Raw genomic sequence first — 26,136 nt, forward strand, 5'->3', positions numbered from 1 at the left:
CACGCAAACCGCCCTGTGGAGAGAGCTGTGCAGAACCGCGGGGAAACGCCGGGCCCACTGTGGGCAACATGTGGACAACCCTGTGGGATCAGCGGCTCTCAGTAAGTTTTTTCCGGCTCCTGACCAGGCATTTCCTGCTTTCCACAGGTGTGTGGGGAAAAGAGTCTCAAGACCACAGTGAAGGTTGGTCCCGCTGGAGGGTGTATGTGGATGGAGCTGTGGAGAACGGGAACGACGAAGGGCGGTGCGAGGGGACTCGGAAGTCCCGTCGCACCGCCCTCCGCGGCGTTCTCGCGGCCTTACTTGGCCGCGACCACCTGCAGCTTCACAGTGGCCTGGATGTCGTCACGCAGACGCACCACGGCCTCGTGCTCGCCGACGTGCTTGATCGCGTTCGAGATGACGATCTTGCGCTTGTCGAGCTCGCCGAATCCGGCCGCCGCCACCGCGTTCGCGATGTCGGAGGTCTTCACCGAGCCGAACAGGCGGCCGTCCTTGCCGGCCTTGACCGTCAGCTTCACGCGGTTGGCCTCGAGGACCTGCTTGGTGTGCTGGGCCTCTTCGATGGTCTTGTGCTCACGAGCGGCTCGCGCCGACTTGATCTGCTCGACCTGCTTCTCGCCACCGCGGGTCCACGCGACGCCGAAGCCCTGCGGGATGAGGTAGTTGCGGGCGAACCCGTTCTTCACGTCGACGACGTCGCCGGCCGAGCCGAGTCCGTCGACCTCGTGGGTCAGGATGACCTTGGACATACCGTTACCTACCTTCCGCTGCCGGCGTAGGGCAGGAGCGCCATCTCGCGGGCGTTCTTGACGGCACGGGCGATGAGGCGCTGCTCCTGAACGGAGACGCCGGTGATACGACGGGCGCGGATCTTCCCGCGCTCCGAGATGAACTTGCGGAGGGTCGCGACGTCCTTGTAGTCGATGACACCCACGCGGACCGACTTCGCGGGGGCCGCGTTCTTCGCGCCCTTGCCGCGGATCGGCTTGCGGCGGTCGCCGCTGCTCTTTCCAGCCATAGTGGTTTCCTTAGATTCTGGTTCGCCCCTGCCCCGCCGCGAGCGATCGCGGTGCGGGGGAGGCGTGATTCAGGTGAGGAGAGCGTCCGAGCCGAGGCTCAGAACGGCGTCTCGTCGTTGTAGCTGCCCGGCGTGCTCCACACGTCGCCACCGGCGGGAGCGCTCGGCGCCCACGGCTCCTCGGCCTGACCGCCACGGTTGCCGCCGGCGTTGCCGGAGCCCCCCTGACCGCCGCCGCCGAAGCCGCCCTGGCCGCCGCCGATCTGACCGCCGTTGCCCTGGCCGCCACCGGCCTGGCCGCGTCCGCCTCCACCGGAGGCGCGCGTGACCTGCGCGGTCGCGTAGCGCAGCGAGGGCCCGATCTCGTCGATCTCGAGCTCGATGCTGGTGCGCTTCTCGCCTTCCTTCGTCTCGTAGGAGCGCTGCTTCAGGCGGCCGGTCGCGATGACGCGGCTGCCCTTGGTCAGCGTTCCTGCGACGTTCTCGGCGAACTCGCGCCAGACGGAGGCGCGGAGGAACAGCGCTTCGCCGTCCTTCCAGTCGTTCGCCTGACGGTCGAAGGTGCGCGGCGTGGAGGCGATGGTGAAGTTCGCGACCGCGAGCCCGCCCTGCGTGTAGCGCAGCTCGGGGTCGGCGGTGAGGTTCCCCACCACGGTGATGATCGTCTCGCCGGCCATGAGCGCTACGCCTTGGGAGCGGCCGAGGCCTTGGCAGCCTTGCGGGCGGCCTTCTCGTCGGCGAGCTTCGCGGCGGCCGCGACCTGGGCGATGCCCTCTTCGGCCCGCAGCACCTTGGTGCGCATGACGGCCTCGGACAGCTTCAGCTGACGGTCGAGCTCGTTCGCTGCGGCGGAGGTCGACGTGAAGTCGACGACGGCGTAGATGCCCTCGGACTTCTTGTTGATCTCGTACGCCAGACGACGGCGGCCCCAGACGTCGACCTTGTCGATGGATCCACCATCGGTGCGGATGACGTTGAGGAACTTGTCGAGACTCGGAGCGACGGTGCGCTCATCGATCTCGGGGTCCAGGATGACCATGATCTCGTACTGATGCGTCACTAACCCACCTCCTTCGGACTGAACGGCCACGGTATTTCCGTGACAGGAGGGTATGTAGCATCTGCCCACTCCCGCGGACGCGAGTGCGTCTGGTCGTGGACAACCTGTACAGACTACAACAGGACCGCCGCGACGCGCCGGACGGATCCGCTCGAGGCGCACCAACCCGGGTGCAGGGCGGGGCGGGCACGCGGCCCGGCTCAGCGCCTCAGCGAGACGCCCACCACTCGCGGAGCCGCTGCGTCGCGACCTCCTCGCCGAGCGGCCCCTCCTCGAGCCGCAGCTCCAGCAGGAACCGGTACGCCTGTCCGACCTCGGGGCCCGGGGCGAGGCCGAGGATCTCCATGATCCGCGTGCCGTCGAGGTCGGGGCGCTTGGAGGCGAGCTCCTCCTTCTCGGCGAGCTCCGCGATGCGCGCCTCGAGGTCGTCGTAGGCGTGCGCGAGCCGGTCGGCCTTGCGGCGGTTGCGCGTGGTCACGTCGGCGCGGGTGAGGATGTGCAGCCGCTCGAGCAGGGGCCCGGCGTCGGTCACGTAGCGGCGCACCGCGGAGTCGGTCCACGCGCCGTCCGTGTACCCGAAGAAGCGCAGGTGCAGCTCGATGAGGCGGGCCACGTCCTTCGTCGTCTGGTTGTCGAACTTGAGCGCGCGCAACCGCTTGATCGCGAGCTTGGAGCCGACCAGGTCGTGGTGGTGGAAGCTCACCGCTCCGCCCGGCTCGAGCCGCCGCGTGGCCGGCTTCCCGATGTCGTGCAGGAGGGCGGCGAGCCGCAGCACCACGTCGGGCGCGGCTCCGGGGTGCCGCGACTCCTCCAGCGCGATCGCCTGCTCCAGCACGGTGAGGCTGTGGGTGTAGACGTCCTTGTGGTGGTGGTGCTCGTCCTGCTCCAGGCGCAGCGCGGGCAGCTCCGGGAGGAAGCGACCGGCCAGACCGGTGTCGACGAGCAGCTCCAGGCCGGCTCGGGGCGAGGCGGTCGCGAGGAGCTTCCGCAGCTCCTCCTGCACGCGCTCCGCCGAGACGTCGTCGATCCGGCCGGCGAGCTCGGCCATCGCCCACTCGACCTCGTCGGTGGTGCGGAAGCCGAGCTGCGAGGTGAAGCGCGCGCCGCGGAGCATCCGGAGCGGATCGTCGCCGAAGGAGAGGTCGGCGGGGGAGGGGGTGCGCAGCCGGCCGGCGAGCAGGTCCTCCACTCCTCCCGAGGGATCGACGAGGACGACCTCCGGGAGCCGCAGCGCCATCGCGTTGACCGTGAAGTCGCGCCGCACCAGGTCGCCCTCGAGCGAGTCGCCGAACTCGACCTCGGGCTTGCGGCTCACCCCGTCGTAGCTGTCGCTGCGGTAGGTCGTGATCTCGACCGTCTCGCCGGCCACGCGAGCGCCGATCGTGCCGAAGGCCCGGCCGATGTCCCAGTGCGCCTCGGCGATCGGAGCGACGATCCGCACGATGTCGTCGGGGCGTGCGGAGGTGGTGAAGTCGAGGTCGTGCACGCCGTGGCCGAGGAAGGCGTCGCGGACCGGGCCGCCGACCAGCGCGAGCTCGTGGCCCTGGGCTGCGAACGCCTCCGCCAGCCGCGCCACCGTGGGCGTCCCCGCGAGCGCGCGGAGGGTCTCGAGAGCGGTCTGGACGCTGTGCATTCGCACGATCCTAGTGGCGGGGGGTGTCCCGGCAGCGGGTGACCGTGCCAGGGGGTTACGCGGGGGAACCGCCTGCACAGCGGACGCACCGCCTGCCCCGAGGAGGGCTGCCCGTAGAATCACTCGCATGGAGGCCGAGTGAGTCCGATGCATCGGCGCGACCCCTCCCTCCGCTCCCGCCGCTCGCGGGCGGCCCTCCTCCTGCTCCGCTCGGCAGGTGCTGCCGCCCTCGCGCTCGGCCTGACCGGCGTGGCCTCCCCCGCCCTCGCGGCCCCGGTCACCGCCGCGACGGCGACCTCGACGCCCGCTCCCGGCACCGTCACCACGACCGCCGGGGCCGGCAGTGACGGCGTCCTGCGGCCCGGCCAGGACCTCGAGCTCTCGATCGCCGTGCGCAACGGCACCACCGAGGCGATCGACAGCGCCGACGTGACGGTCGCCCTCTCTTACGCCACCCTCGACACCCGCGCGGAGCTGCACGACTGGCTCGACGCCGAGGCCGACAACGACACCGACCCGGTCCGTGCGACCGCCCAGCTGCGCCTGCTGCCCTCCAGCACCGCCGAGGCCGGCCTCACCGTGCCGGTCGACCAGATCCCCTTCTCCAACGACCGGACCGCGCTCGGCACCCACGCCGTCCTCGTCACGGTCACCGGTCCGGGTGGTGTCGTCTCGACCGCTCGCACCGCCGTCGAGCTGACCGACGACGCGGTGGCCCCGGAGCGCGAGACCGGCGTCAGCGTCCTCGTCCCGCTCACCGTCCCGGACACGGCCGACGGCCTGCTCTCGGCCGAGGCCCTCGCCGACTACACCGACGGCACGGGGACCCTCACCCGGCAGCTCGACGCGGTCGCGGGGAAGGGCGTCACGATCGGGGTCGACCCGCGCATCCTCGCTTCGATCCGCATTCTCGGCAGCGCCGCTCCGGAGTCCGCCCTCGGCTGGCTCGACCGGCTGCAGTCCGTGCCGAACGAGCGCTTCGCCCTGCCGTACGCCGACGCCGACGTCTCGGCCCAGGCGCAGGCCGGGCTCTCCGCGCTCCTCTCTCCCACCTCCTTCGAGTACGCGATCGACGACACCCGCTTCGCCGCGGTCCCCGGCACCGCCAGCCCGGCGCCCACGGTCGCCGTCGACTCCGACCAGCCGGCCGAGGACCTGCCGGCGCGTCCGAGCACCGAGTCGCTGCTCGCCTCCGACTGGAGCACCTCCCTCGGCAGCGTCGCCTGGCCCGACGAGGGCACCCTCCGCGGGTCGGACCTCGACGTCTACGCGGCCAGCGGCATGAACCGCACGGTCGTCCCCTCCTCCGGTCTCCTGCTGCCGGAGGAGGTGACCACGACCTCGCGCGCCACCGTCGGCGACTCGGACCTGGTCGTGGCCGACTCGCGCCTCACCGAGGCGTTCGACGCGGCCGCCACCGCCACCGACGACACCGAGTGGCGCGCCCGCATGTCCGAGATCGCCACCGATCTCGCCGAGGTGCAGGAGGAGGGGACCGCGCCGGACGTCGTGCTCACCCTCGGCCGCGGCTCGGCGATCGGCGCCGCGCGCCTCTCCGAGACCCTCGACGCGATCGAGTCGCTGCCCTGGGCCCGCGGAGTCGCCCTCTCCACCGCCCTCGCCGTCCCCGCGACCGAGGGCGCGAGCGTCGTCGACTCGCCGGAGTCGGAGTCGCGGCTCGACCGGGTGCGCGACCTGCTCGACGCCGGCTCCGAGGTCGAGGCGTTCTCCTCCGTGCTGCAGGAGCCGGAGCTGCTGTCGGGCAAGAGCCGCAACGACGTGCTGGCGCTGCTCTCGGTGACCTGGCGCGGAGACGGCAGCGGCTGGGGCGACGCCGTCGGCGCGGCCATGACCGAGGCCGACCGGACGCTCTCGCTGGTGTCGATCGACGCGACCGGCAGCATCCTGCAGGTCTCCCGCGACTCGAGCATCCCCGTGTACGTCCGCAACGAGCTCCCCTGGCCGATCGCCGTCCGCATCCAGGCCTCGACCTCGAACGCCGTCCTCGACATCGACGAGGAGGCGATCGAGACCACCGAGATCGACGCCCGCTCGCAGGGCCGCGTCCTCATCCCCGTGAAGGCCCGGGTCGGCAACGGCGAGACGAGCCTCGGCCTGCAGCTGACCTCGGCGCAGGGCGTCCCCATCGGCACCCCCACGGGCATGACGACCAGCGTCCGCGCCGACTGGGAGACCGTCGGCACCCTGGTCATCGGGATCGCGCTCGTCGTCGTCTTCGGAGCCGGCATCCTCCGCAACATCCGCCGTCGCCGTCGAGGCGACACCCCTGAGGACGAGGAGGACCCGAACGCCGTGCTCGAGGTCCAGCCCGACCTCGACGACCAGCGATCGGACCCGCGTGGCTAGCTTCTCCCTCGGACGCGCGAGCGCCGTCCTCGCCTCCGGCACGATGGTCTCGAGGATCCTCGGCTTCGTCATGTCGATCGTCATGGCGAACACGATCGGAGCCGCGGTCGCGCCGGGCGCGGACGCCTTCACGACGGCGAACCTGCTGCCCAACACGATCTACTCGATCATCGCGGGCGGCGCTCTGAACGCCGTCCTCGTCCCGCAGATCGTGCGGGCGGGCCTCGACGCCGACGGCGGCCGCGGCTACATCAACCGCCTGCTGACCCTGGCGCTCGGCCTGCTCCTGGTGACCACGATCGCCGCCACGGTCCTCGCTCCCCTGCTCGTGCGCCTCTACGCGCCCGGCTACGGACCGGAGCAGTACCAGCTGGCCGTCGCCTTCGCGTTCTGGTGCCTGCCGCAGGTCTTCTTCTACGGCCTCTTCACGATCCTCGGCGAGGTGCTCAACGCCCGCGGCTCGTTCGGCCCCTTCACCTGGGCGCCCGTGCTGAACAACGTCGTGGTGATCGCCGGGCTCGTCGCCTTCATGGTGCTGTTCGGCGCCGATCCGGAGGGGAACCGTCCGGTCGACTCGTGGTCCCCGGCGATGGTCACCCTCCTCGGCGGGAGCGCGACACTGGGCATCGTCGTCCAGTCGCTGTTCCTGATGCTCTTCTGGCGGAGGGTCGGCCTCAGCTACCGCCCCGACTTCCGCTTCCGGGGCGTCGGTCTCGGCACGGCCGGGCGGATGTCGCTGTGGTCGTTCGCCACGGTGCTGCTGACCATCGTCGCCGGCATCGTCGAGAGCCAGGTCTCCTCCACCGCGTCCGGCGAGGGGCCCTCGGCCGCGGCGCTGCAGAAGGCGTGGCTGATCTTCATGCTGCCCCACTCGGTCATCGCGATCTCGATCGCCATGGCGTACTTCACCAAGATGAGCGGCCACACCGCGCGGGGGGAGATGAAGGAGTTCCGCTCGGACGTCTCCACCTCGCTCCGCCTGGTGCTGATGATGCTCGTCTTCGCCGCCGCCGCGATCGTCGTGGTCGCGGTGCCGTTCGGCTCCGTCTTCACCGACTCGTTCGCGGACGCGCAGGCCATCGGAGCGATCGCCATGGCCTACGTGATCGCCCTGCCGCTGTTCTCCTCGATCGCCATCATGCAGCGCGCGTTCTACGCCCTGAGCGACGGAGCGCGGCCGTTCCTGTTCACCCTGGTGCAGGTCGTCGTGGCGGTCGCCGGGTACCTGATCGTGCTCCGGCTCCCCGCCGACCGCACCGCCGTCGGCATCGCCGCTGCGACCTCGCTCGGCATCTGCGTGCAGGCCCTCGTGGCGGCCCTCCTCCTGCGCCGCCGGCTCGGCGGCCGCGGAGGCAGGCGGATCCTCGTCAGGCTCGCGCAGTTCGTCCTCGCCGCGCTGCCCTCCGCCGCCGCCGGCTACGGCGTCCTGGTCGCCCTCGGCGGCACGCGCGCGGGCGGTTTCGCCGTCTCGAACTACGTGGAGCCGCTGCTCTCGATGGCCGCGATCGGCACCGTGATGGCGCTCGTCTACTTCGCGGTCCTCTGGTTCCTCCGGGTGCCGGAGCTGCGCGCCGTCCTCGCTCCGGTGCTCCGCCGACTGGGCCGCTGATGCTGCTCCGGTAAAAGCCTGGTCAGATCGCATTTCCTGGGCTGCTGCATAGAGCGGCGCGTGGCACCACCGGCACTCCCGGGCCCGCGGAATAGTGCCCGCCTAGGATGTGTTGTAGCCCACGGAGCCGCGGAACGATTCGAGCGACCGGCTCCGGGTGCTCGGCTCCCGCCCCACCCGTCACCGCTCGTACAGACCCCGAGGAGTTGCCGTGCGCGACATCGTCATCATCGGATCCGGCCCCGCCGGCTGGACCGCCGCCATCTACGCGGCGCGCGCCGAGCTGCACCCGGTGGTCGTGGCCTCGTCGGTCGAGATCGGCGGCGACCTGATGAACACGACGGACGTCGAGAACTTCCCCGGCTTCCCCGACGGCGTCCTCGGCCCCGAGCTGATGACCTCGATGCAGGCGCAGGCCGAGAAGTTCGGCGCCGAGACCTTCTACGACGACGTCACCTCCCTCGATCTCGAGGGCGAGGTCAAGACCGTCCACCTCGGCTCCGGCGAGAGCATCGAGGCGAAGACCGTCGTCGTCGCGACCGGATCCGCCTACCGCAAGCTGGGCCTCCACGATGAGGACCGCCTGTCGGGACACGGTGTCTCGTGGTGTGCCACCTGCGACGGCTTCTTCTTCAAGGGGAAGACCATCGCCGTCGTCGGCGGAGGCGACTCCGCCATGGAGGAGGCGACCTTCCTCACCAAGCACGCCGCGAAGGTCTATGTGATCCACCGCAAGGACTCTCTCCGCGCCTCGAAGGTCATGCAGAAGCGCGCCTTCGACAACGAGAGGATCGAGTTCATCTGGAACGCCGAGGTCACCGGCATCACCGGTGAGAACCACGTCGACGGCGTGAAGCTGCGCGACACGGTCGACGGCACCGAGTCCCACCTCGACCTCGACGGCCTGTTCATCGCGATCGGCAACGACCCGCGCACGCACGTCGTGCACGGCAAGCTCGACCTCACCACCGAGGGCACCATCTCGGTGGTCGGCCGCTCCTCCCAGACCTCCGTTCCCGGCGTCTTCGCCGCCGGCGACGTGATCGACCCGACCTACCGTCAGGCCGTCACCGCCGCGGCATCCGGAACGGTCGCCGCCCTCGACGCGGAGCACTACCTCGCTTCGCTCGCCGATGGCACCGCCCACACCGAAGGCTCACCCCGGGCCGAGCTCATCACCCGCTGACCGTCCGGTCATCGCACATCGGAGCCGGCAGCCCGCCGACTCGTGAAGGAGAGAACACCATGTCCACCGCGAAGAGCGTCACCGACGCATCGTTCCAGTCCGACGTCCTCGACTCCGAGAAGACCGTCCTGGTCGACTTCTGGGCCGAGTGGTGCGGCCCCTGCCGCATGGTCGCACCGATCCTCGACCAGATCTCGGCCGAGCACGGCGACAAGATCGAGATCGTCAAGCTGAACGTCGACGAGAACCCGCAGACCGCCGCGAAGTACCAGATCACGTCGATCCCGGCGATGAAGGTCTACCAGAAGGGCGAGGTCGTGAAGACCGTCATCGGCGCCAAGCCGAAGCCGGCCCTCGAGGCCGACCTGGCCGCGTTCCTCTGAGTTCGCACTCCTGACCGCCCTCTGCGGTCTCCGAGAGCCCCTGTCACGTCGTGACGGGGGCTCTCCTCGTTCCCGAGGCTGTTTCACGTGAAACAGCCCCGCCGGGGCGCAGGCCACGATCCCTGCGGTGGCGACCGACCGCCCCGCCGCAGCACAGGACCGGCCGGTACTGTGGATCCACCCGGCTCCGGCCGGAGAGACCCTGTCCACCGAGCGAAGCGGAACCATCGTGACCAACCGCGGCACCAACCTCGACCCCTGGTACAACTCCTATGCGGAGCGCACGGCCGGTCTGGCCGCCAGCGAGGTCCGAGCCCTGTTCGCCGTCGCGTCACGCCCCGAAGTGGTCTCGCTCGCCGGCGGCATGCCGTTCGTGTCCGCGCTCCCCCAGGACCTGGTGACCGGCGCCATCGACACCGTGATGCGGGAGCAGGGACCCGTCGCGCTGCAGTACGGGTCGGGCCAGGGCGTCCCCGTCCTGCGCGAGCAGATCCTCGACGTCATGGCCCTCGAGGGCATCTCCGCCAGTGCGGACGACATCGTGGTCACCACGGGCTCTCAGCACGCCCTGGAGCTCGTCTCGAAGCTGTTCCTGGACCCGGGGGACGTCGTCCTCTCCGAGGGCCCCAGCTACGTCACGGCGATGGTCATCTTCCGGTCGTACCAGGCCGAGGTCGAGCACGTCCCGATGGACGAGCACGGGCTCATCCCCGCCGCCCTCCGCGAGCACATCGCCCGCGTGCGCGCCGCCGGCAAGACGATCAAGTTCCTGTACACGATCCCCACCTTCCACAACCCCGCGGGCGTGACCCTCAGTTGGGAGCGCCGCGTCGAGATCCTCGAGATCTGCAAGTCCGAGGGAATCCTCGTGCTCGAGGACAACCCGTACGGCCTCCTCTACTTCGAGGACGTCCCGCCGAAGGCGATGCGCTCGCTGGAGGAGGACGGAGTGATCTATCTCGGCACGTTCTCGAAGACGCTCGCTCCCGGCTTCCGAGTGGGCTGGGCTCTCGCTCCGCATGCGATCCGCGAGCGGCTGATCCTCGCCAACGAGGCGGCCGTCCTCAGTCCGTCGTCCTTCAGCCAGCTGGTCATCTCGAAGTACCTCGAGACAGCCGACTGGCGCGGACAGATCGACACCTTCCGTGGCGTCTACCGCGAGCGGAAGGAGGCGATGCTGAAGGGCCTGCAGACCCATCTGCCCGGCCTCAGCTGGACGAACCCGAACGGCGGCTTCTACGTCTGGGTCACGCTGCCCGAGGAGCTCGACTCCAAGGCGATGCTGCCGCGCGCAGTGAAGGAGCTCGTCGCGTACACGCCGGGTACCGCGTTCTACGGCAACGGAGACGGACGTCAGAACATCCGCCTCTCGTTCTGCTACCCGACGCCGGAGCGCATCGGTGACGGCATCCGCCGCCTCGCCACGGTCATCAACGGGGAGCTCGATCTGCTGTCGACCTTCGCGGGCACGGGCCGGCTGAGCAGCGCCGACGCGAGCAAGCGCGACGCCGTCCTGCCGCCGAACGTCTCCTGACACCGCTCCTTCGATAAGAAAGCCCTGGTCATGACCGATTTCTCTGTGCTCGACCGTACTCTCGACATCGTCGTCATCAGCGGTGGCATCAGCCACGAGCGCGACGTCTCCCTGCGGTCGGGCCGACGCGTGGCGGATCGTCTCTCCGCGATGGGCCACCGCGTCTCCCTGCACGAACCGGACGCCAGCCTCCTCTCGACGCTCCTGCAGAAGCGTCCCGACGTCGTCTGGCCCGCGGTGCACGGGGCGAGCGGTGAGGACGGTGCGCTCCTCGGGCTCCTCGAGGCGGCGGGCTTCGCCTACGTCGGCTCGCGGACGGACGCGGCGCGCCTGGCCTGGTTCAAGCCGACCGCGAAGACGCTCGTCGCTCGCGCCGGCTTCCCGACCCCGCGCTCCGTCACCCTCCCCCGCGAGACCTTCCGCGAGCTCGGAGCCGCCGGGATCCTGGAGCAGGTCGAGGCGCACCTGCCGGGCTCCCTCGTGGTGAAGCCCGCCCAGGGCGGTTCGGCCCAGGGTGTCAGCATCGTGACGGAGTCGTCGCAGCTCCCGCGAGCGATGGTGGAGGCGTACACCTACGGCGACGTCGTGCTCATCGAGCAGCAGATCCAGGGGACCGAGGTCTCCGTCGGTGTTCTCGACCTCGGTGACGGAGCTTTCGCCCTGCCGCCTGTCGAGATCGCACCCGTCGCGGGCCAGTACACCTTCGAGGCGCGCTACAACGCGGGGGAGACGCACTTCTACACGCCGGCACGGATCCCGCCGGAGATCACGGAGGAGGTGTCCCGCGTGGCCGTTGCGATCCACGAACTGCTGGGACTCCGCCACCTGTCGCGGCTCGACTTCATCATCGACGACGCCGGACTCCCCTGGTTCTTCGACGCGAACGTCCTTCCCGGAATGACCGAGACCTCACTCGTTCCCCAGGCCATCGAGGCATCCGGCCGCTACCTCGGCGACGTCTACTCCACTCTCGCGAAGCTCGCCGCCTCCTGACCTTCACCGTTTCACGTGAAACGGTCCGCTGCGCGTACGCTCCTGATCACGTGGCTGCTGAGTTCTAAACGAGTGCTCGAATCCATGCCAGATGAGTAATTGCGTCGCGGCCGATCAGGACCCTCTATCGCCGCCTTCTCCCTACAATGCGGGTCGAGTAGCCGCTCAATAACGGGTCCACGGCTCATCAGCAGACCAGTAGTGCCAACCCGGGGAAGAACCCGAGGCCGCGTATCGACTCCCACCAACATTGGACTTCTGTCGCCGCGCCGGTCGATTATCCGCAGATCAGCGTGGTACATCCCGCCCCCGCCGCCACCTTTTCACCAGGCCCACGGGCAACCATCGCCACCTGGTCCTCGTCGTCATGCTGGTCGAGTAGACCCATTGCCGCGTATCGAGACCTGGCCACCCCCAGTGGGTACCTGGTTAGCGTTGCCTGGAGCGGTGTATCCACGCCAACTGTCTAGCCATATCCGCAGACATACCGGTGAAGAGCAGTAGTGCGTCGAATCGAGGCTCACCACGATCGCCTTCCGCGCCATCTCTGGGGAGACACAACATGGTCGATCGACGCTGATCGACACCAGGCACCCGTCGCCATGCTGGTCGAGTAGCCACAACGCGAGGTATCGAGACCCACGGCCCGAAGGGACCCTTTTCGCTTGGTTCTCCGACCTCAACTCCGCCTCGGGGGGGCGTGGTGTCTCTATACCGCGGGTCAGGCGAGCAATCTCTTTCGAGCATTGCGGTCGAAGTCGGTCCCACGATGATCCGCATGGGCGTCCAATGTTTTCGGCAGGGGCGTTTCACGTGAAACGCTTCCGCAGCCGTTGAGGAACTTCAATCCGAAATGTTGCGTCCGTTGGAGCGAGTCGAGCCGATGAGGGCCTCACCTCCTACATGACAAGCTCGTAGCTCTTCAATGGCTAGGCCGCCCTAGAGCGCACCGTTCCACGTGAAACGGCCCTTCCATCGTCTCTTTCAGTGCTCTCCGGGGGCGACCGCCGACTGGGTCCTCCGTCAAACCTCGGCGAACCCACTCATCACATCCGCGTCGATCCGCGAGAACGAAGCGATACTGCATTCCGTCTTAACTTGCCCCCCCCGCCGGCCAATTTATGGAGGCTCAGGAAGCACTCCTCACCGGCGACTTGGGATGCACGGAGAGCCGAGGGGATCCTCATCTCAGCGGCCAACGTAGGAATGTTTCACGTGAAACACTCCGCACGGGAATATCGGCGACCATGACGTCGCCCTGGGCAGCGGAGAGCGCCACCGAGTACGACCCGCCCAGGCACCCGTCCTGCGCCCGCCAGCGAGTCACCGAAAGCGACATGAACTCCGGAGGTCAACGAGGTCTGAACTCAGCCAACCCTAGATCCGGCGCTCCACGACTACTCAACCGCCATATAGGCGCATCGTAAGCTGCTCTATCCAGAGATCGATGCCCCAGATACCCGGCGATCGTCGCCGTTCGGCTATACCAGCCGTATTCGCGACCAGGCCCGGAGTCAGCAGGGCCTCGCAGATCCTGGGGCCACCTCATCAGGCTGTACCGGTCATAAGGGCTTATCAATCAGAGAAATGGTGACGACCGAGAGTGCCGAGCTCACACGGCAGCTCGTAGGTCACCTCAAGCGTGCTGATCTCTGTGATCGTGATGCTGACGAGGGGAGCAGATACCGCCTCATCGGCGATTACTGCCAACACCACAGCGAGAGTGCGCCCTCGCCACCCCACGGTTGATCAGTAGCGGCCGCTAGGCCGACCCTCTACGGAGCGAGTGACACCTCGGTCGGCTCCCCGATCTCGGCGAGGATGCGGTTCAAGTCCTGGATGGTGGCGAAGTCGATGACCATCTGGCCCTTACGTGCGCCCAGGGTGACCTTGACGCGCGTGTTCAACCGGTCGCCGAGGTGATCCGCGATCGACGAGAGGTGTCCGGAGTGCCCGCCCTGCTCCTCCACCACGGGACGCGTGGTCGTCCGCGGCGCCTTCATCTGCGCGGCGGCAGCCTCGGCGGCGCGGACAGACAGGTCCTCGTTGACGATCTTGTCGGCCAGGCGGCGCATCATCTCGACGTCGTCGAGCGACAGAACCGCACGCGCGTGTCCCGCGGTCAGGACGCCGGCAGCGACACGGGCCTGCACGTCAGCCGGGAGGCGCAGAAGACGGAGTGTGTTCGAGATCTGCGGCCGCGAGCGTCCGAGCCGCGTCGCCAGGGCCTCCTGTGTGATCCCGAAGTCGCTGAGGAGCTGCTGGTAGGCGGACGCCTCCTCGAGCGGGTTGAGGTCGGCGCGGTGCAGGTTCTCCAGCAGCGCGTCGCGGAGCATGTTCTCGTCGGCCGTGTCCTTGACGACCGCGGGGATGGTGGTCAGTCCCGCGGCCTTCGATGCGCGGAACCGGCGCTCACCCATGACGAGCTCGTACTTCGCTCCGCCGCGAGCCGTCACGGGCCGGACGACGATCGGCTGCAGCACTCCGAACTCGCGGATGCTGTGGACGAGTTCCGCGAGGTCGTCCTCGTCGAACACCGACCGCGGCTGCGCCGTGTTGGGCGTGATGTCGGCGAGGGGGAGTCGCGCCAAGCGCGCTCCGGGGACCTCGAGGAGCTCCTCGGCACGGGCCGAATCGCCGACCTGATCAGGGAAGAAGACGTCGACAGGCCGGGAGCGCGACTCGTCGCTGGTCGGGATGAGCGAGCCGATCCCCCGGCCGAGTCCCGTGCGCTTGGTCGCCATCAGCGTGCCTCTCCTTCGTGTGCCGTCTCGGGTGTCTTCCGGGCTCCGCGTCGTGCGATCTCCGCGGCCGCCTCCAGATACGCCAGCGAACCGGACGACTGCGGGTCGTAGCTGATCACGCTCTGTCCGTAGCTCGGCGCCTCCGAGATCCTCACGTTGCGCGGGATCACCGCGCGCAGCACCTCCTTCGGGAAGTGCTCTCGGACATCCGCTGCCACCTGCTGGGAGAGGTTCGTGCGGCCGTCGTACATCGTCAGGAGGATCGTCGAGACACCGAGGTTCGGATTGAGGTGCCGCTCGATCAAGTCGATGTTCTTGAGCAGCTGGCTGAGCCCCTCGAGCGCGTAGTACTCGCACTGGATCGGGATGAGCACCTCGCGAGCGGCGACGAACGCGTTGATGGTCAGCAGACCGAGCGACGGCGGGCAGTCGATGAAGACGTAGTCGAACGGCTCGTCCATGGTGTCGAGCATGCGGTCGAGCGCACGACGGAGACGCTGCTCGCGTGCGACGAGCGAGACCAGCTCGATCTCGGCGCCGGCCAGGTGGATGGTCGCCGGCACACCGTAGAGCGAGGCGAACTCCGGGCTCTTCTGCACGACGTCCGCGAGGGGAGTGTCGTTGACGATCACGTCGTACACGCTGGCCGTCTCGGCGCGGTGCTCGATGCCCAGGGCCGTCGACGCGTTGCCCTGCGGATCGAGGTCGATGACGAGCACCTTCGCCTCACCGCGGGCGAGCCCGGCGGCGAGGTTGACGGTCGTCGTCGTCTTGCCGACGCCGCCCTTCTGGTTCGAGATCGTGATGACGCGCGTCGACTCGGGCTTGGGCAGCGGCTGGGCGTTCAGCAGTGCGCGCCGACGGGTCATATCCGCGATCTCCCGGGCCAGGGGAGTCGAGGAATCGAAGCCTCCGGTCAGACCGGCGGAATCGGTTTGTTTCACGTGAAACCTTCGCTCAGCGAGTGGGACGGACATCAGCACCGAGGAGTCGACGGACGAGGAGTCGGGGGCTCACTGCGGCGTCGTGGCGATCAACCCACTGTAGCCCGGACGACCCTCGTCACCTCGGAGAGCACGCCGTCGCCGAGCACGACGACCTCGGGCGGGGAGAGCCGGAAACGACGGATCTGCTTGGCCGCCGCCTCGATCTCCTTCTCGGCGTTGATGCCCTTCAGCAGGACCAGCTCGCCTCCGGGCCGCAGCAGCGGCGCGGTCAGCGGGATCAGCTTCGAGAGGGCGCTGACCGCCCGAGCGGTCACCTGGTCGAGAGGCTCCGCGAGCTCCGCCTCTTCAGCACGGGCTCGAAGAACTGAGACATTCTCGAGTCCGAGTCCGTCCACCTGCTCCTGAAGCCAGACGACGCGACGCTCCATCGGCTCGATGAGCACGAAGCGGACGTCGGGCCGCACGATGGCCAGGACGAGCCCGGGAAGGCCCGCGCCACTGCCGACATCACCCACCAGTCCCGGACGCAGGAGAGGGGCCACCAGGGCGCTGTTGAGCACGTGCCGCGTCCAGAGCCGGGGGAGCTCCAAGGGCCCGATCAGGCCGCGCTCCTCACCCTGGTCGGCGAGAGCCTCCGTGAACCGCCGCAGGAGGGGCAGGCGGTCGCCGGCGATCGCCGCAGCGGCTGCGGGCTCGGCCTCGAGGGTCGACTCCACGCCGTTCAGCCGCGGGTGATGACGGTGTGGCGCTCGCGCGCCTCGCCGCGCGACTCCGACACGAAGCCGCGCTCGCCCACCATGTCGTGGACCAGCTTGCGCTCGTACGACGACATGGGCGGGAGCGAGGCCGACGTGGCGCCGTCCTCGATCCGCTCGATCGCGCGGTCGACCAGCTGGGCGAGCTCAGCCTCGCGGGCGTCGCGGGAGCCGCCGATGTCGAGGATGAGGCGGGAGAACGCGCCGGTCTTCGTCTGGACCGCCAGGCGCGTCAGCTCCTGCAGTGCCTGGACGGCGTCGGGGCGGGAGAGCACCCGGAGGTTCGTGTCGCCGGAGGCGGTGACCGAGAGGTAGGCGCGGCCGTTGCGGACCTCGATGTCGATGTCGCCGTCGAGGTCGCAGATGTCGAGGAACTCCTCGATGTAGTCGGCGGCGACGTCGCCCTCGTCCTCGAGCTGAGAGAGCGTGGACTCGGGCGCCTCGTCGACGGCGGACGCGTCCACGTCCACGGGTGCGAACGCGTCCTCGGTGATGGTCTGCATCGGATCGGTCATGGCGGCTCTACTTCTTTCCGGCTTGCTTCTTGGAGCGGTTCTTGCTCACGGGCTGCGTGCGCTGCACGGCCTTCTTCTCGACGAGGGTGACGTCGCCGGCGGCCGTGGTCTCCTCGACCAGCTTGCCCTTGCGGCGCAGGCGCTCCTCGCGGGCCTTGGCGGCCTCGCTGCCCGGGGTCGGCATGTTCCGGATGACGATGAACTGCTGGATCATCGTCCAGATGTTCGAGGTCAGCCAGTAGAACATGACGCCGAGGGGGAACGCGAAGCCCGAGAAGGCGAAGACGAGGGGGAGGATGTAGAGCAGGATCCGCTGCTGCTTGAACGTCGGCGAGGCCTTCGCCTCGGGCGACATGTTCTTCGACACGATCTGCAGCTGCGTGATGAACTGCGACGCCGTCATCAGGACGACCATGATCACCGCGATGATGATGACCGGCTCCTGGCCGCCCTCGGCGAGTGCGCCCTGGATCGACTGGTGCAGCGGTGCGACGCCGAAGAGGTTCGCCTCGCCGAACTGGCGGGCGAGCGTCTCGTCGAGCGGGCCCACGCCCTTCTGGCTGTGCTGCGCCGCGTTCAGCACCGAGAACAGGCTGAAGAAGATCGGCATCTGGATCAGCAGGGGCAGGCAGGAGGCGAGCGGGTTGGTGCCCGTCTTCTTGTAGAGCTCCATGGTCTCGCGGGACATCGCCTCGCGGGACAGCTGGTCGCGCTTGCCCTTGTACTTGTCCTGGATCTTCTTGAGCTGGGGCGCGACCTCGAGCATCCGGCGCTGGCTCTTGATCTGCTTGACGAAGATCGGGATGAGCGCGGCGCGGATGACGATGACCAGGCCGACGATCGAGAGGACCCAGGTGATTCCCGCGGCCGCCTCCATGCCGGTGAAGGTCAGCAGCTGGTGGAAGGCGACGAGGAGCAGCTCGACCACCCACTTGAGGGGCCAGAGGATCGTGCCGAGGAGGTCCATGGAGTGGGGTCAGTCCTTTCGAGGGCCCACGACGAACCCGGCTCGCGTCACGGCGAAGCGGGTCCGGCCGGAAGCCGGTCGGTGCAGGGGGATCGAGGTCGGGACGTCGTCGATGCCGCCGGCCGCCCACGGGTGGCAGCGGAGCAGACGGCGGGCCGCGAGGACGGAGCCGAGGACGAGCCCGTGGAGCTGGACCGCCTGGAGCGCGTACGCGGAGCACGAGGGGTAGTAACGGCAGACGTCCCCGTAGAGAGGGGACACGACCGCCCGGTAGACGATCAGGAGCAGGACGCCGATGTTCCGCGGCAGCAGGAGGATCGCCCACCCGAGCCGGGCGAGCGTCGCCTCGCGGCGGGGGAGCACTGCGGTCACGAGGGCGCCCCGCTCTTCCGCGCGGCTCGCGCCATCGCGGACCACACCTCGGAGCGCAGCTCCGACCAGGGGGCGTCGGCGCTGCCGGGCAGCGCGCGGACGACGACCTGGGTGCCGGGGTCGATCTCGGGGACGAGCTCGAACGCCACGGCCTTGAGCCGGCGGCGGACGGTGTTGCGCGTCACCGCGGTGCCGACCGTCTTGGCGACGATGAACCCGAACCGCGCCGGATCGCCCGCGGAGGACCGGCGGACATACGTGACGGTGTGCGGTCCTGTGGACCGCACACCGCGACGGACGACTGTCCGGTACTCGCCTCCGTGGACGATGCGATTGGCTCTGGCCAGCACCGCTGGTCGGTACCGCTCGCTGCTAGGCGGAGAGCTCGGTGCGCCCCTTGGCGCGGCGCGCGCTGAGGATGCCGCGGCCGGCACGGGTGCGCATGCGCAGACGGAAGCCGTGCACCTTGGCGCGACGACGGTTGTTCGGCTGGAAGGTTCGCTTGCTCATAATCAGATCTCCACGTACGTGTTCCGCGGCGCGAACCGGCACCACCCGCTCGGGCGGAGACTCGGATCCTCCGGGAAGAAGGGGTGCCCGGCTGCGGAATCCGCTCGGCCTGCGAGGGCCGCACGGACGACACCGGGCAGGCGTCAACTGATTTAAACTACGGCCTGTTCCGCCACCGGTCAAATGTGGACGGCGCAAAATCTCGATCATGCACACGGGACACGGGGTTCCGCGCATTGACACGCGGGTGTCGCTGTGGTGGATTTGTCTCCCGTCGGCTCCGTTCGTTACGGTGTTGAGCCGCAGTTATCCACAGGTGGGATCCGCGTCCTCCCGCGCCCGCACAGGCATCGCTCGAGGCCGGTGGACAACCCTGTGGAGAGAGCGGCACTCGAGACCCGGCTCCGCGCCCGGTCCGCGACGCCCCTGCAGCGGGCGGCGACGGGTCCGGCGGAGACGGCGATCCCGCAGCGACTTCACAGCGACAGCACCCAGGACCGGAGACAGATGGCAGACGACACGTCGATGGTCGACGCGTGGAACGTGATCCTCGGCGCACTGTCCCAGGACGAGCGGATCACCGCTCCCCTCTACGGGTTCGTCTCGCTCGTGGAGCCCAAGGGCATCATGGCGGGCACCTTCTACCTGGAGGTCCCGAACGAGTTCACCCGCGGGATGCTCGAGCAGCGCGTGCGCGTGCCCCTGCTCAGCGCGATCGGGACGCTCGACGACTCCTTCGGCGTCACGACGTTCGCCTTCGTGGTGAACCCCGACATCGAGCACGAGCCCCTCAGCTCCCCGTCGTCGCAGGAGTCGATGAACCCGTTCGAGCCGATCACCGCCTCCTCGGCGACGGTCGCGCCGACCCGCGGGGTCGAGGAGCTGCGGACCGTGCCGGCGACCGACACCCGGCTGAACCCGAAGTACAGCTTCGACAACTTCGTCATCGGAGGCTCCAACCGGTTCGCGCACGCCGCGGCCGTCGCGGTCGCCGAGGCTCCCGCCAAGGCCTACAACCCGCTCTTCGTCTACGGCGACTCCGGGCTCGGCAAGACGCACCTCCTCCACGCCATCGGCCACTACGCGATGAGCCTCTACCCGGGGATCCGCGTGCGGTACGTCTCGAGCGAGGAGTTCACGAACGACTTCATCAACTCGATCGCGAACAACCGGGGCAACGCCTTCCACGGCCGTTACCGCAACGTCGACATCCTCCTGATCGACGACATCCAGTTCCTGCAGGGGAAGGCGGAGACGCAGGAGGCGTTCTTCCACACCTTCAACCAGCTGCACGACCACAACAAGCAGGTCGTGATCACGTCCGATCTGCCGCCGAAGGCACTGACGGGCTTCGAGGACCGGATGCGCTCGCGCTTCGAGTGGGGCCTCATCACCGATGTGCAGGCTCCCGACCTCGAGACCCGCATCGCGATCCTCCGCAAGAAGGCGGTCAGCGAGAAGCTGCTCGTGCCCGACGACATCCTCGAGTTCATGGCGTCGAAGGTGTCGAGCAACATCCGCGAGCTCGAGGGGACGCTCATCCGCGTCACCGCGTTCGCGAGCCTGAACCGGACGCCGGTCGACATGTCGCTCGTGCAGACCGTGCTGAAGGACCTGATCACGCTCGACGAGGACAACGTCATCTCGCCGGTCGACATCATCAACCACACCGCGGACTACTTCAAGCTCACGGTCGACGACCTCTACGGCTCGTCGCGCTCGCAGGCCGTCGCCACCGCGCGCCAGATCGCCATGTACCTGTGCCGCGAGCTGACGAACCTCTCGCTGCCCAAGATCGGCCAGCTGTTCGGCAACCGCGACCACACCACGGTCATGTACGCGAACAAGAAGATCTCGGAGCTCATGAAGGAGCGCCGCAGCATCTACAACCAGGTCACCGAGCTGACCACCCGCATCAAGACGAACCGCTAGCCGGCAGTCGTGCGGTCCCCGGGACCGCCTGTCCCGGGTGGCGTGCCCCGGGGTCCATCGGCGTCCGTGCGCGGTGGTCGGGTAGTCGCTCTCCTTCCTCGCGTGAGGGGAGGCGGAGGCGACGGGGGTCGCGGCGCGAGCAGCAGGACGTCGGTGTCGCCGCGCGTCGAGATCGGGCGAAGGAGCCGGCGGGGGTCTCGATACGCCGCGCTGCGGCTACTCGACCAGCATGAATGCACGTGCTCAAGGGGTCCGGGTGAGCGGCTGAGCGGCCGGCGTGCGATCGGACGGTGTCGATCCGCCGTGCGTTGGCCCGGAGGGCAACGCGGGGGAGAGGGAGCGCGCACTGTCTTCCGGGCCGCTCGGACGGCGGCAGCTGCCCTCGACGGTCTCCGTCGTGACCGGAGAAGTCGTCGACGGACTCCTCGGACCTGCCGCGCGCGCCTCGGACACGCCGCCTCGCGCGCCCCGGAGGGCCGATTTCCACAGTGTGAGGAACCTGTGGATAACTGTGGACAACCGCCTCGGGACTGTGCGCCGGGAGAGCCCGCCTGTGGAGGGCGACCGGTCGGCTCGGATCCCTCCACAGGGCGTCCACGGCCCCGCTCACACTCCCTCCACAGGGGCGGGTCCCTCCGATCCCACCCAGGAGAAGGGGTCCGAAGTGTTTTCCACAGTTTCCACACGTGTTAACACTGTTAACGCAGTTCTCTCTTCAATGAAGCCTCGACCGGCAACCTCTCCACAGCGGCTCGGGAGTGCTCGGCGGTCCACCCCCTTCCGAGCTCGCCGAGCCCGGCGGGTACGATGGGCGACGGTCTTCGTCCGCGACTCGTCAGGGGTGTACTCGTGAGGTTCCAAGCCAACCGCGATGTCTTCAGCGAGGCGGTGTCCTTCGCGGTCAAGCTGCTTCCGCAGCGCACGACCCTGCCGATCCTCTCCGGAGTCCTCATCGAGGCGACCGCCGAGGGTCTGACGCTGTCCTCCTTCGACTACGAGGTGTCCGCGCAGACGCAGATCGCGGCCGATGTGGAGGAGACGGGGACCGTGCTCGTCTCGGGCCGTCTGCTCGCCGACATCGCGAACCGCCTCCCCAACGCTCCCGTACGCATCGCCACGGAGGAGTCGCGCGTCTCGGTCTCGGCCGGCTCGGCGCACTTCACGCTCCTGCAGATGCCCGTGGAGGAGTACCCGAGCATCCCCGAGATCGACGCCTCCACCGGCCTCGTCCCGGCCGACGCCTTCGCGGCCGCCGTCTCGCAGGTGGCGGTCGCCGCCTCCCGCGACGACGTGACCCCCGTCATCACCGGCGTGCAGCTCGAGATCACCGAGAACACGATCGGCCTCGTCGCGACGGACCGCTACCGCGTCGCCGTCCGCGAGATCGACTGGGACAACGGGGACAACCCCGCGCCCACCCAGCCGCTCACCGCCCTCGTGCCCGCGCGCACGCTGCAGGAGGTCGGCAAGACCTTCGGCCACTCCGGCACCGTCTCCGTCGCGATCACCAACCGCGACGAGCGCGAGCTGATCGCCTTCACAGCGGACCGCAAGACCGTCACGTCGCTGCTGATCAAGGGCAACTTCCCGCCCGTGAAGCGCCTCTTCCCCGCCTCCGTCGAGAACTACGCGGTCATGTCGACCAGCGACCTCATCGAGGCCACCCGCCGCGTCTCGCTCGTGCTCGAGCGCGAGGCGGCCCTCCGCTTCAGCTTCAGCAGCGACGGCCTCACCCTCGAGGCCATCGGCTCCGAGCAGGCGCAGGCGTCCGAGAGCATCGACGCGATCGTGACCGGCGACGACGTGGTCGTCTCGCTCAAGCCGCAGTTCCTGCTCGACGGCCTCGCCGCCGTCCACTCGGAGTTCGTGCGCATCGCGTTCACGAAGACCGAGAACCCCAACAAGCCCGGCCCCGTCCTGATCACCGCGCAGACCTCGCGGGAGCAGCCCGGCAGCGACAGCTACCGCTACCTGCTCCAGCCCAACCTGCTGCTGCGCTGACCACTCCCCGGATCGCAGAGCCGCGACCGCCCCGCTCCCGACGAGCGCCCGCCCGCCGGACAACGAATCCAGGAAGGTTCACCATGCACATCGGACTCGTCGGCCTCGGCAAGATGGGCGACAACATGCGCTCCCGCCTCCGCTCCAAGGGGCTCGAGGTCACCGGCTACGACCGCAATCCCGACGTCTCGGACGCGGCCTCTCTCGACGAGATGATCGCCGCACTCCCCTCGCCCCGCATCGTCTGGGTGATGGTGCCGGCCGGCGAGATCACCGACGCGGTCGTCAAGGACCTGTCGGAGAAGCTCAGCGAGGGCGACCTCGTCATCGACGGCGGCAACTCCCGCTTCACCGAGGACTTCAAGCACGACGCGCTGCTGAAGCCCAAGGGCATCCACTACATCGACGCGGGCGTCTCCGGCGGCGTCTGGGGACTCCAGAACGGCTACGGCCTGATGGTCGGCGGCCCGAAGGAGCTCGTCGAGTACGCCATGCCCGTCTTCGACGCGCTGCGCCCCGAGGGCCCCCGCGAGGAGGGCTTCGTCCACGTCGGCGAGGTCGGCGCCGGCCACTACGCGAAGATGGTCCACAACGGCATCGAGTACGCCCTGATGCAGGCGTTCGCCGAGGGCTACGAGCTGCTCGAGACCCGCAGCGACATCATCAAGGACGTCACCGGCACCTTCAAGGCCTGGCAGCGCGGCACGGTCGTGCGCTCCTGGCTGCTCGAGCTCCTCGTCCGCGCCCTCGAGCAGGACCCGGACTTCAAGAACATCGAGGGCTACGTGCAGGACTCGGGCGAGGGCCGCTGGACCATCGAGGAGGCCATCAACAACGCCGTCCCGGTGCCCACGATCAGCGCCTCGATCTTCGCCCGCTTCGTCTCCCGCCAGGAGGACTCCCCCGCGATGAAGGCCGTCGCAGCGCTCCGCAACCAGTTCGGCGGGCACTCCGTCAAAGCCGTCGACTGAGTCGGCTGGTGAGGACTGCCTCCGGCAGTCCTCACGGCGGTCGGCTTCCGGAAGGGGGCGCGTTCCGCAGGGCCGGTGATGGACGGCGGACTGCGGCCCGCCGCCCCCGTGAGGCAGGGATGCTCTCACGGGGGCGGCGGGCCTCCGGCCGCCTCCACCTCGCTACCGACGTCGGGCGGCGAGCCTTCGGCCGCCTTCACGGGCGGGGACGGGGCTCGGCCGATCATGGTGAGCGAGTAGTGGCCCCGGACGGGCGTATCGGGATCCGCGTCCCGGACGGTTCCGCCGCCGTGCTGGTCGAGTAGCCCGCAGGGGTGTGTCGAGACCGGGGGCGAAGGCCTGGCCGACCGTGGGACAGCGGGCCGCAGGCGCCGGAGCGGGTGGATCGGCCGAGCGAGACGGGCCAGGAGCCCGCAGGGGTGCAGTGAAGGCCCGCGACGACGGGTGGAGGAGAGGAGCGCGACGTGCAGGTGACGCAGCTGGCGCTCAGCGACTTCCGGAACTACGAGTCGGTCGATGTCGAGCTCGTGCCCGGACCGAACCTCTTCGTCGGCCGCAACGGCCAGGGCAAGACGAACCTCGTCGAATCTCTCGGCTACCTCTCCACCCTGGGCTCGCACCGCGTGTCGAGCGACCAGGCGCTCATCCGCGCCGGCCGGGACAGCGCCGTGGTGCGCGCCCGCCTCCGCAACGGCGAGCGCGACCTGCTGGCCGAGGTGCAGATCAACCGCTCCTCCCCCAACCGCGCGCAGATCAACCGCGGCGGGATCAAGCCGCGCGAGCTCCCCCGCTTCTTCTCCAGCGTCCTCTTCGCGCCGGAGGACCTCCTCCTCATCCGCGGCGACCCGTCGGCCCGCCGCCGCTTCCTCGACCAGCTGGTGATCCTCCGCTCCCCGCGGATGAGCGCCGTCCAGGCCGACTACGAGCGGGTGCTGCGCCAGCGCAACTCGCTGCTCAAGTCCGCACGGGCGAGCGGCGTCCGGGACCCCTCGAAGCTCGGGACCCTCGACATCTGGGACGAGCGCCTGATCGCGCTCGGGACCGAGATCATGCAGTCGCGCCTCACCCTGGTGGAGGAGCTGAGCGGACCGGTGCGCGCCGCGTACGAGGCGGTCGCCGGTGCCGACCAGCGTCCGGTGCTCCGCTCCCGCCTGAGCATCGAGGGCGCGGTCGACGACGACGGCGAGCCCTTGGAGCAGCCGGGCGCCGCGTCACCGGCGGCGGGCGAGGGACTGGCGGAGGCGTTCGCGTCCGCGCTGGCCGGGGTGCGCCGCCGCGAGCTCGACCGGGGCGTCTCCCTCGTCGGCCCGCACCGCGACGACGTGCAGTTCGAGCTGAACGCGCTGCCGGCCAAGGGCTACGCCAGCCACGGTGAGAGCTGGTCGTTCGCCCTGGCGCTGAAGCTGGGCGCTGCGGAGCTGCTCCGGCGCGACTCCCCCATGGGCGATCCGGTGCTGATGCTCGACGACGTCTTCGCCGAGCTGGACGCGCGCCGGCGCGAGCGCCTCGCCTCGGTGGTCGCCGACTACGAGCAGGTCCTGATCACCGCGGCCGTCTTCGACGACGTCCCGGAGGCGCTGGCCGCGCACACCGTGCGGATCGAGGCCGGCCGGATCGTCGGCACGGGCGCCGCCGCCGCGCCGATCGCCGTGCCAGAGCCGACCGCACCCGACTCCGCCTCGCCCGATCCGGTGTCCTCCGACTCCCCTCCTCCCGGTCCCGAGTCCTCCCGCTCCTCTTCTCCCGATCCGGTCTCGTCCGACTCCCCTTCTCCTGGTGCCGTCTCCTCCGTCGCGGCCTCCTCCTCGGAGACCGCGTCCCCAGCGCCTGCGTCCACAGATCCCGCGTCCCCGGAGCCGCCCGCCCCCGCCCCGTCGGAGCCGGCCGATGGCTGACTCCCCCCGCCGCGGAGCCCCCGCACCCGACTCCGAGGCCGCCCGCGTCTACCGCCACCTCAAGGAGGTGTTCGGCGCCGACGGCCCGCGCCGCATCCGGAAGACCGTCGAGCGCGCCGAGCCCAAGGGCGACGCGATCCCGTTCGGCAAGGGCCGCGACCCGCACGACCTCGGCGACGTCCTCGACTCCCTCACCGTGAAGCTCGGCTGGACGGCGCCGCTGGCGCAGGGCGACCTGATGTCGTCGTGGACGGCGATCGCCGGCGAGGAGACCGCGAAGCACTCGACTCCGGTGGGCGTCGTCGACGGCGTGCTGACCGTCGCGTGCGAGTCCACGGCGTGGTCGACGCAGCTCCGGCTGATGCGGATCGAGATCATGAACCACATCGCCGTGAACTTCCCCGACGCGGGCATCGCGTCGATCCGTTTCCAGGGCCCGGACGTCCCGAACTGGAAAAAGGGTCCCAGGTCGATTCCAGGGCGTGGTCCGCGCGACACCTACGGCTGAGGACGCATTTTCGGTCGACCGCTGATCTTTCGCGCCTCAGATCGCCGTCCAGCGCTTCGGATCGACCCGGCACGCGGTAGAATGGAGGGCCGCCGAACCGCAGTGACGCCGCCGCGCGGGCGATCTCCAGATCACCGTGCGCGTCGCGACGGACCGTCAGAGGAGAACTCCACAGCTATGACTCACGAGCCGAACGACTCCACGTCACCCGCAGCGAACGACCTGGACGCGAA

The 26,136-nt window shown here is 69.3% G+C and carries 23 protein-coding genes and 1 pseudogene; 11 read left to right on the forward strand and 13 right to left on the reverse strand.

What is annotated here, in order from left to right; genetic code table 11:
* Window positions 1-299: 299 nt before the first annotated feature.
* The 5 genes from rplI to C5C63_RS03685 all read right to left on the reverse strand — a co-directional run bounded on the left by rplI (window position 300) and on the right by C5C63_RS03685 (window position 3,714).
* A complete protein-coding gene (gene rplI / locus C5C63_RS03665; protein ID WP_104222692.1) occupies window positions 300-752 on the reverse strand; it encodes a 50S ribosomal protein L9 in 453 nt (150 codons plus the stop codon).
* An 8-nt stretch (window positions 753-760) separates the two neighbouring features.
* Window positions 761-1,021 (reverse strand): 30S ribosomal protein S18, encoded by a 261-nt coding sequence (gene rpsR, locus C5C63_RS03670; RefSeq protein ID WP_055784551.1) that lies wholly within the window; start codon window positions 1,019-1,021, stop codon window positions 761-763.
* A gap of 98 nt (window positions 1,022-1,119) precedes the next feature.
* A complete protein-coding gene (locus C5C63_RS03675) occupies window positions 1,120-1,698 on the reverse strand; it encodes a single-stranded DNA-binding protein (protein WP_104222691.1) in 579 nt (192 codons plus the stop codon).
* Window positions 1,699-1,703: 5 nt separating this feature from the next.
* Entirely contained in the window at window positions 1,704-2,081 is a 378-nt protein-coding gene (gene rpsF, locus C5C63_RS03680) for a 30S ribosomal protein S6 (protein WP_068207796.1), read from the reverse strand.
* A 208-nt stretch (window positions 2,082-2,289) separates the two neighbouring features.
* Complete coding sequence (locus tag C5C63_RS03685; RefSeq protein ID WP_104325499.1) at window positions 2,290-3,714, reverse strand: CCA tRNA nucleotidyltransferase; 1,425 nt, start codon at window positions 3,712-3,714, stop codon at window positions 2,290-2,292.
* Between the two features lie 147 nt (window positions 3,715-3,861).
* On the opposite strand from C5C63_RS03685, the gene C5C63_RS03690 reads away from it, so the two are divergent.
* The 6 genes from C5C63_RS03690 (at window position 3,862) to C5C63_RS03715 (ending at window position 11,786) form a co-directional block, all read left to right on the forward strand.
* A complete protein-coding gene (locus C5C63_RS03690; RefSeq protein ID WP_104325500.1) occupies window positions 3,862-6,081 on the forward strand; it encodes a DUF6049 family protein in 2,220 nt (739 codons plus the stop codon).
* A complete protein-coding gene (murJ, locus tag C5C63_RS03695) occupies window positions 6,074-7,690 on the forward strand; it encodes a murein biosynthesis integral membrane protein MurJ (protein WP_258065375.1) in 1,617 nt (538 codons plus the stop codon). The genes C5C63_RS03690 and murJ overlap by 8 nt, the downstream gene beginning before the upstream one ends.
* A gap of 211 nt (window positions 7,691-7,901) precedes the next feature.
* Window positions 7,902-8,876 carry a thioredoxin-disulfide reductase gene (trxB, locus tag C5C63_RS03700; protein ID WP_104225794.1) on the forward strand — a complete coding sequence of 325 codons (975 nt, stop codon included), beginning with the start codon at window positions 7,902-7,904 and terminating at the stop codon, window positions 8,874-8,876.
* 59 nt (window positions 8,877-8,935) lie between these two features.
* Window positions 8,936-9,259: a thioredoxin gene (gene trxA, locus C5C63_RS03705; protein ID WP_104222687.1), complete on the forward strand. Its 324-nt coding sequence runs from the start codon at window positions 8,936-8,938 to the stop codon at window positions 9,257-9,259.
* A 202-nt stretch (window positions 9,260-9,461) separates the two neighbouring features.
* On the forward strand, window positions 9,462-10,793 hold the full coding sequence (locus C5C63_RS03710; RefSeq protein WP_374952920.1) for a PLP-dependent aminotransferase family protein: 1,332 nt from the start codon (window positions 9,462-9,464) through the stop codon (window positions 10,791-10,793).
* Between the two features lie 30 nt (window positions 10,794-10,823).
* Window positions 10,824-11,786 carry an ATP-grasp domain-containing protein gene (locus tag C5C63_RS03715; protein ID WP_104325501.1) on the forward strand — a complete coding sequence of 321 codons (963 nt, stop codon included), beginning with the start codon at window positions 10,824-10,826 and terminating at the stop codon, window positions 11,784-11,786.
* A gap of 1,775 nt (window positions 11,787-13,561) precedes the next feature.
* Here C5C63_RS03715 and C5C63_RS03720 read toward each other — a convergent pair.
* The 8 genes from C5C63_RS03720 to rpmH all read right to left on the reverse strand — a co-directional run bounded on the left by C5C63_RS03720 (window position 13,562) and on the right by rpmH (window position 18,596).
* Window positions 13,562-14,530, reverse strand: a complete 969-nt coding sequence (locus tag C5C63_RS03720) for a ParB/RepB/Spo0J family partition protein (protein ID WP_104222684.1) — start codon at window positions 14,528-14,530, stop codon at window positions 13,562-13,564.
* Complete coding sequence (locus C5C63_RS03725) at window positions 14,530-15,399, reverse strand: ParA family protein (protein WP_104247021.1); 870 nt, start codon at window positions 15,397-15,399, stop codon at window positions 14,530-14,532. Before C5C63_RS03725 ends, C5C63_RS03720 begins: the two co-directional genes overlap by 1 nt.
* A gap of 164 nt (window positions 15,400-15,563) precedes the next feature.
* Window positions 15,564-16,193: a 16S rRNA (guanine(527)-N(7))-methyltransferase RsmG gene (gene rsmG, locus C5C63_RS03730; protein WP_104268815.1), complete on the reverse strand. Its 630-nt coding sequence runs from the start codon at window positions 16,191-16,193 to the stop codon at window positions 15,564-15,566.
* Between the two features lie 5 nt (window positions 16,194-16,198).
* Window positions 16,199-16,747 carry a R3H domain-containing nucleic acid-binding protein gene (locus tag C5C63_RS03735; RefSeq protein ID WP_104325502.1) on the reverse strand — a complete coding sequence of 183 codons (549 nt, stop codon included), beginning with the start codon at window positions 16,745-16,747 and terminating at the stop codon, window positions 16,199-16,201.
* Window positions 16,748-16,754: 7 nt separating this feature from the next.
* Window positions 16,755-17,714: a membrane protein insertase YidC gene (gene yidC / locus C5C63_RS03740; RefSeq protein WP_104222681.1), complete on the reverse strand. Its 960-nt coding sequence runs from the start codon at window positions 17,712-17,714 to the stop codon at window positions 16,755-16,757.
* A 9-nt stretch (window positions 17,715-17,723) separates the two neighbouring features.
* Entirely contained in the window at window positions 17,724-18,077 is a 354-nt protein-coding gene (gene yidD / locus C5C63_RS03745; protein WP_258065381.1) for a membrane protein insertion efficiency factor YidD, read from the reverse strand.
* A 5-nt stretch (window positions 18,078-18,082) separates the two neighbouring features.
* Window positions 18,083-18,436 carry a ribonuclease P protein component gene (gene rnpA / locus C5C63_RS03750; RefSeq protein WP_104325503.1) on the reverse strand — a complete coding sequence of 118 codons (354 nt, stop codon included), beginning with the start codon at window positions 18,434-18,436 and terminating at the stop codon, window positions 18,083-18,085.
* 22 nt (window positions 18,437-18,458) lie between these two features.
* A complete protein-coding gene (gene rpmH, locus C5C63_RS03755) occupies window positions 18,459-18,596 on the reverse strand; it encodes a 50S ribosomal protein L34 (RefSeq protein ID WP_055784512.1) in 138 nt (45 codons plus the stop codon).
* 627 nt (window positions 18,597-19,223) lie between these two features.
* Here rpmH and dnaA point away from each other — a divergent pair.
* From dnaA to C5C63_RS03780, 5 genes and pseudogenes are all read left to right on the forward strand, one after another.
* Window positions 19,224-20,528 (forward strand): chromosomal replication initiator protein DnaA, encoded by a 1,305-nt coding sequence (gene dnaA / locus C5C63_RS03760; protein WP_374952921.1) that lies wholly within the window; start codon window positions 19,224-19,226, stop codon window positions 20,526-20,528.
* Window positions 20,529-21,377: 849 nt separating this feature from the next.
* The gene (gene dnaN / locus C5C63_RS03765; RefSeq protein ID WP_104232992.1) at window positions 21,378-22,529 is read left to right on the forward strand and encodes a DNA polymerase III subunit beta; all 1,152 of its coding nucleotides are present in this window, start codon (window positions 21,378-21,380) and stop codon (window positions 22,527-22,529) included.
* A gap of 83 nt (window positions 22,530-22,612) precedes the next feature.
* Window positions 22,613-23,500 (forward strand): phosphogluconate dehydrogenase (NAD(+)-dependent, decarboxylating), encoded by an 888-nt coding sequence (gnd, locus tag C5C63_RS03770; RefSeq protein WP_104222677.1) that lies wholly within the window; start codon window positions 22,613-22,615, stop codon window positions 23,498-23,500.
* 464 nt (window positions 23,501-23,964) lie between these two features.
* Window positions 23,965-25,125, forward strand: a pseudogene (gene recF, locus C5C63_RS03775) (DNA replication/repair protein RecF); the annotation flags it as partial.
* Between the two features lie 262 nt (window positions 25,126-25,387).
* Window positions 25,388-25,903: a DUF721 domain-containing protein gene (locus C5C63_RS03780; RefSeq protein ID WP_104237766.1), complete on the forward strand. Its 516-nt coding sequence runs from the start codon at window positions 25,388-25,390 to the stop codon at window positions 25,901-25,903.
* The last annotated feature ends 233 nt before the right edge of the window (window positions 25,904-26,136 follow it).

Origin of the sequence: Rathayibacter sp. AY1B8, assembly GCF_002932775.1 — a bacterium.
GTDB lineage: Bacteria > Actinomycetota > Actinomycetes > Actinomycetales > Microbacteriaceae > Rathayibacter.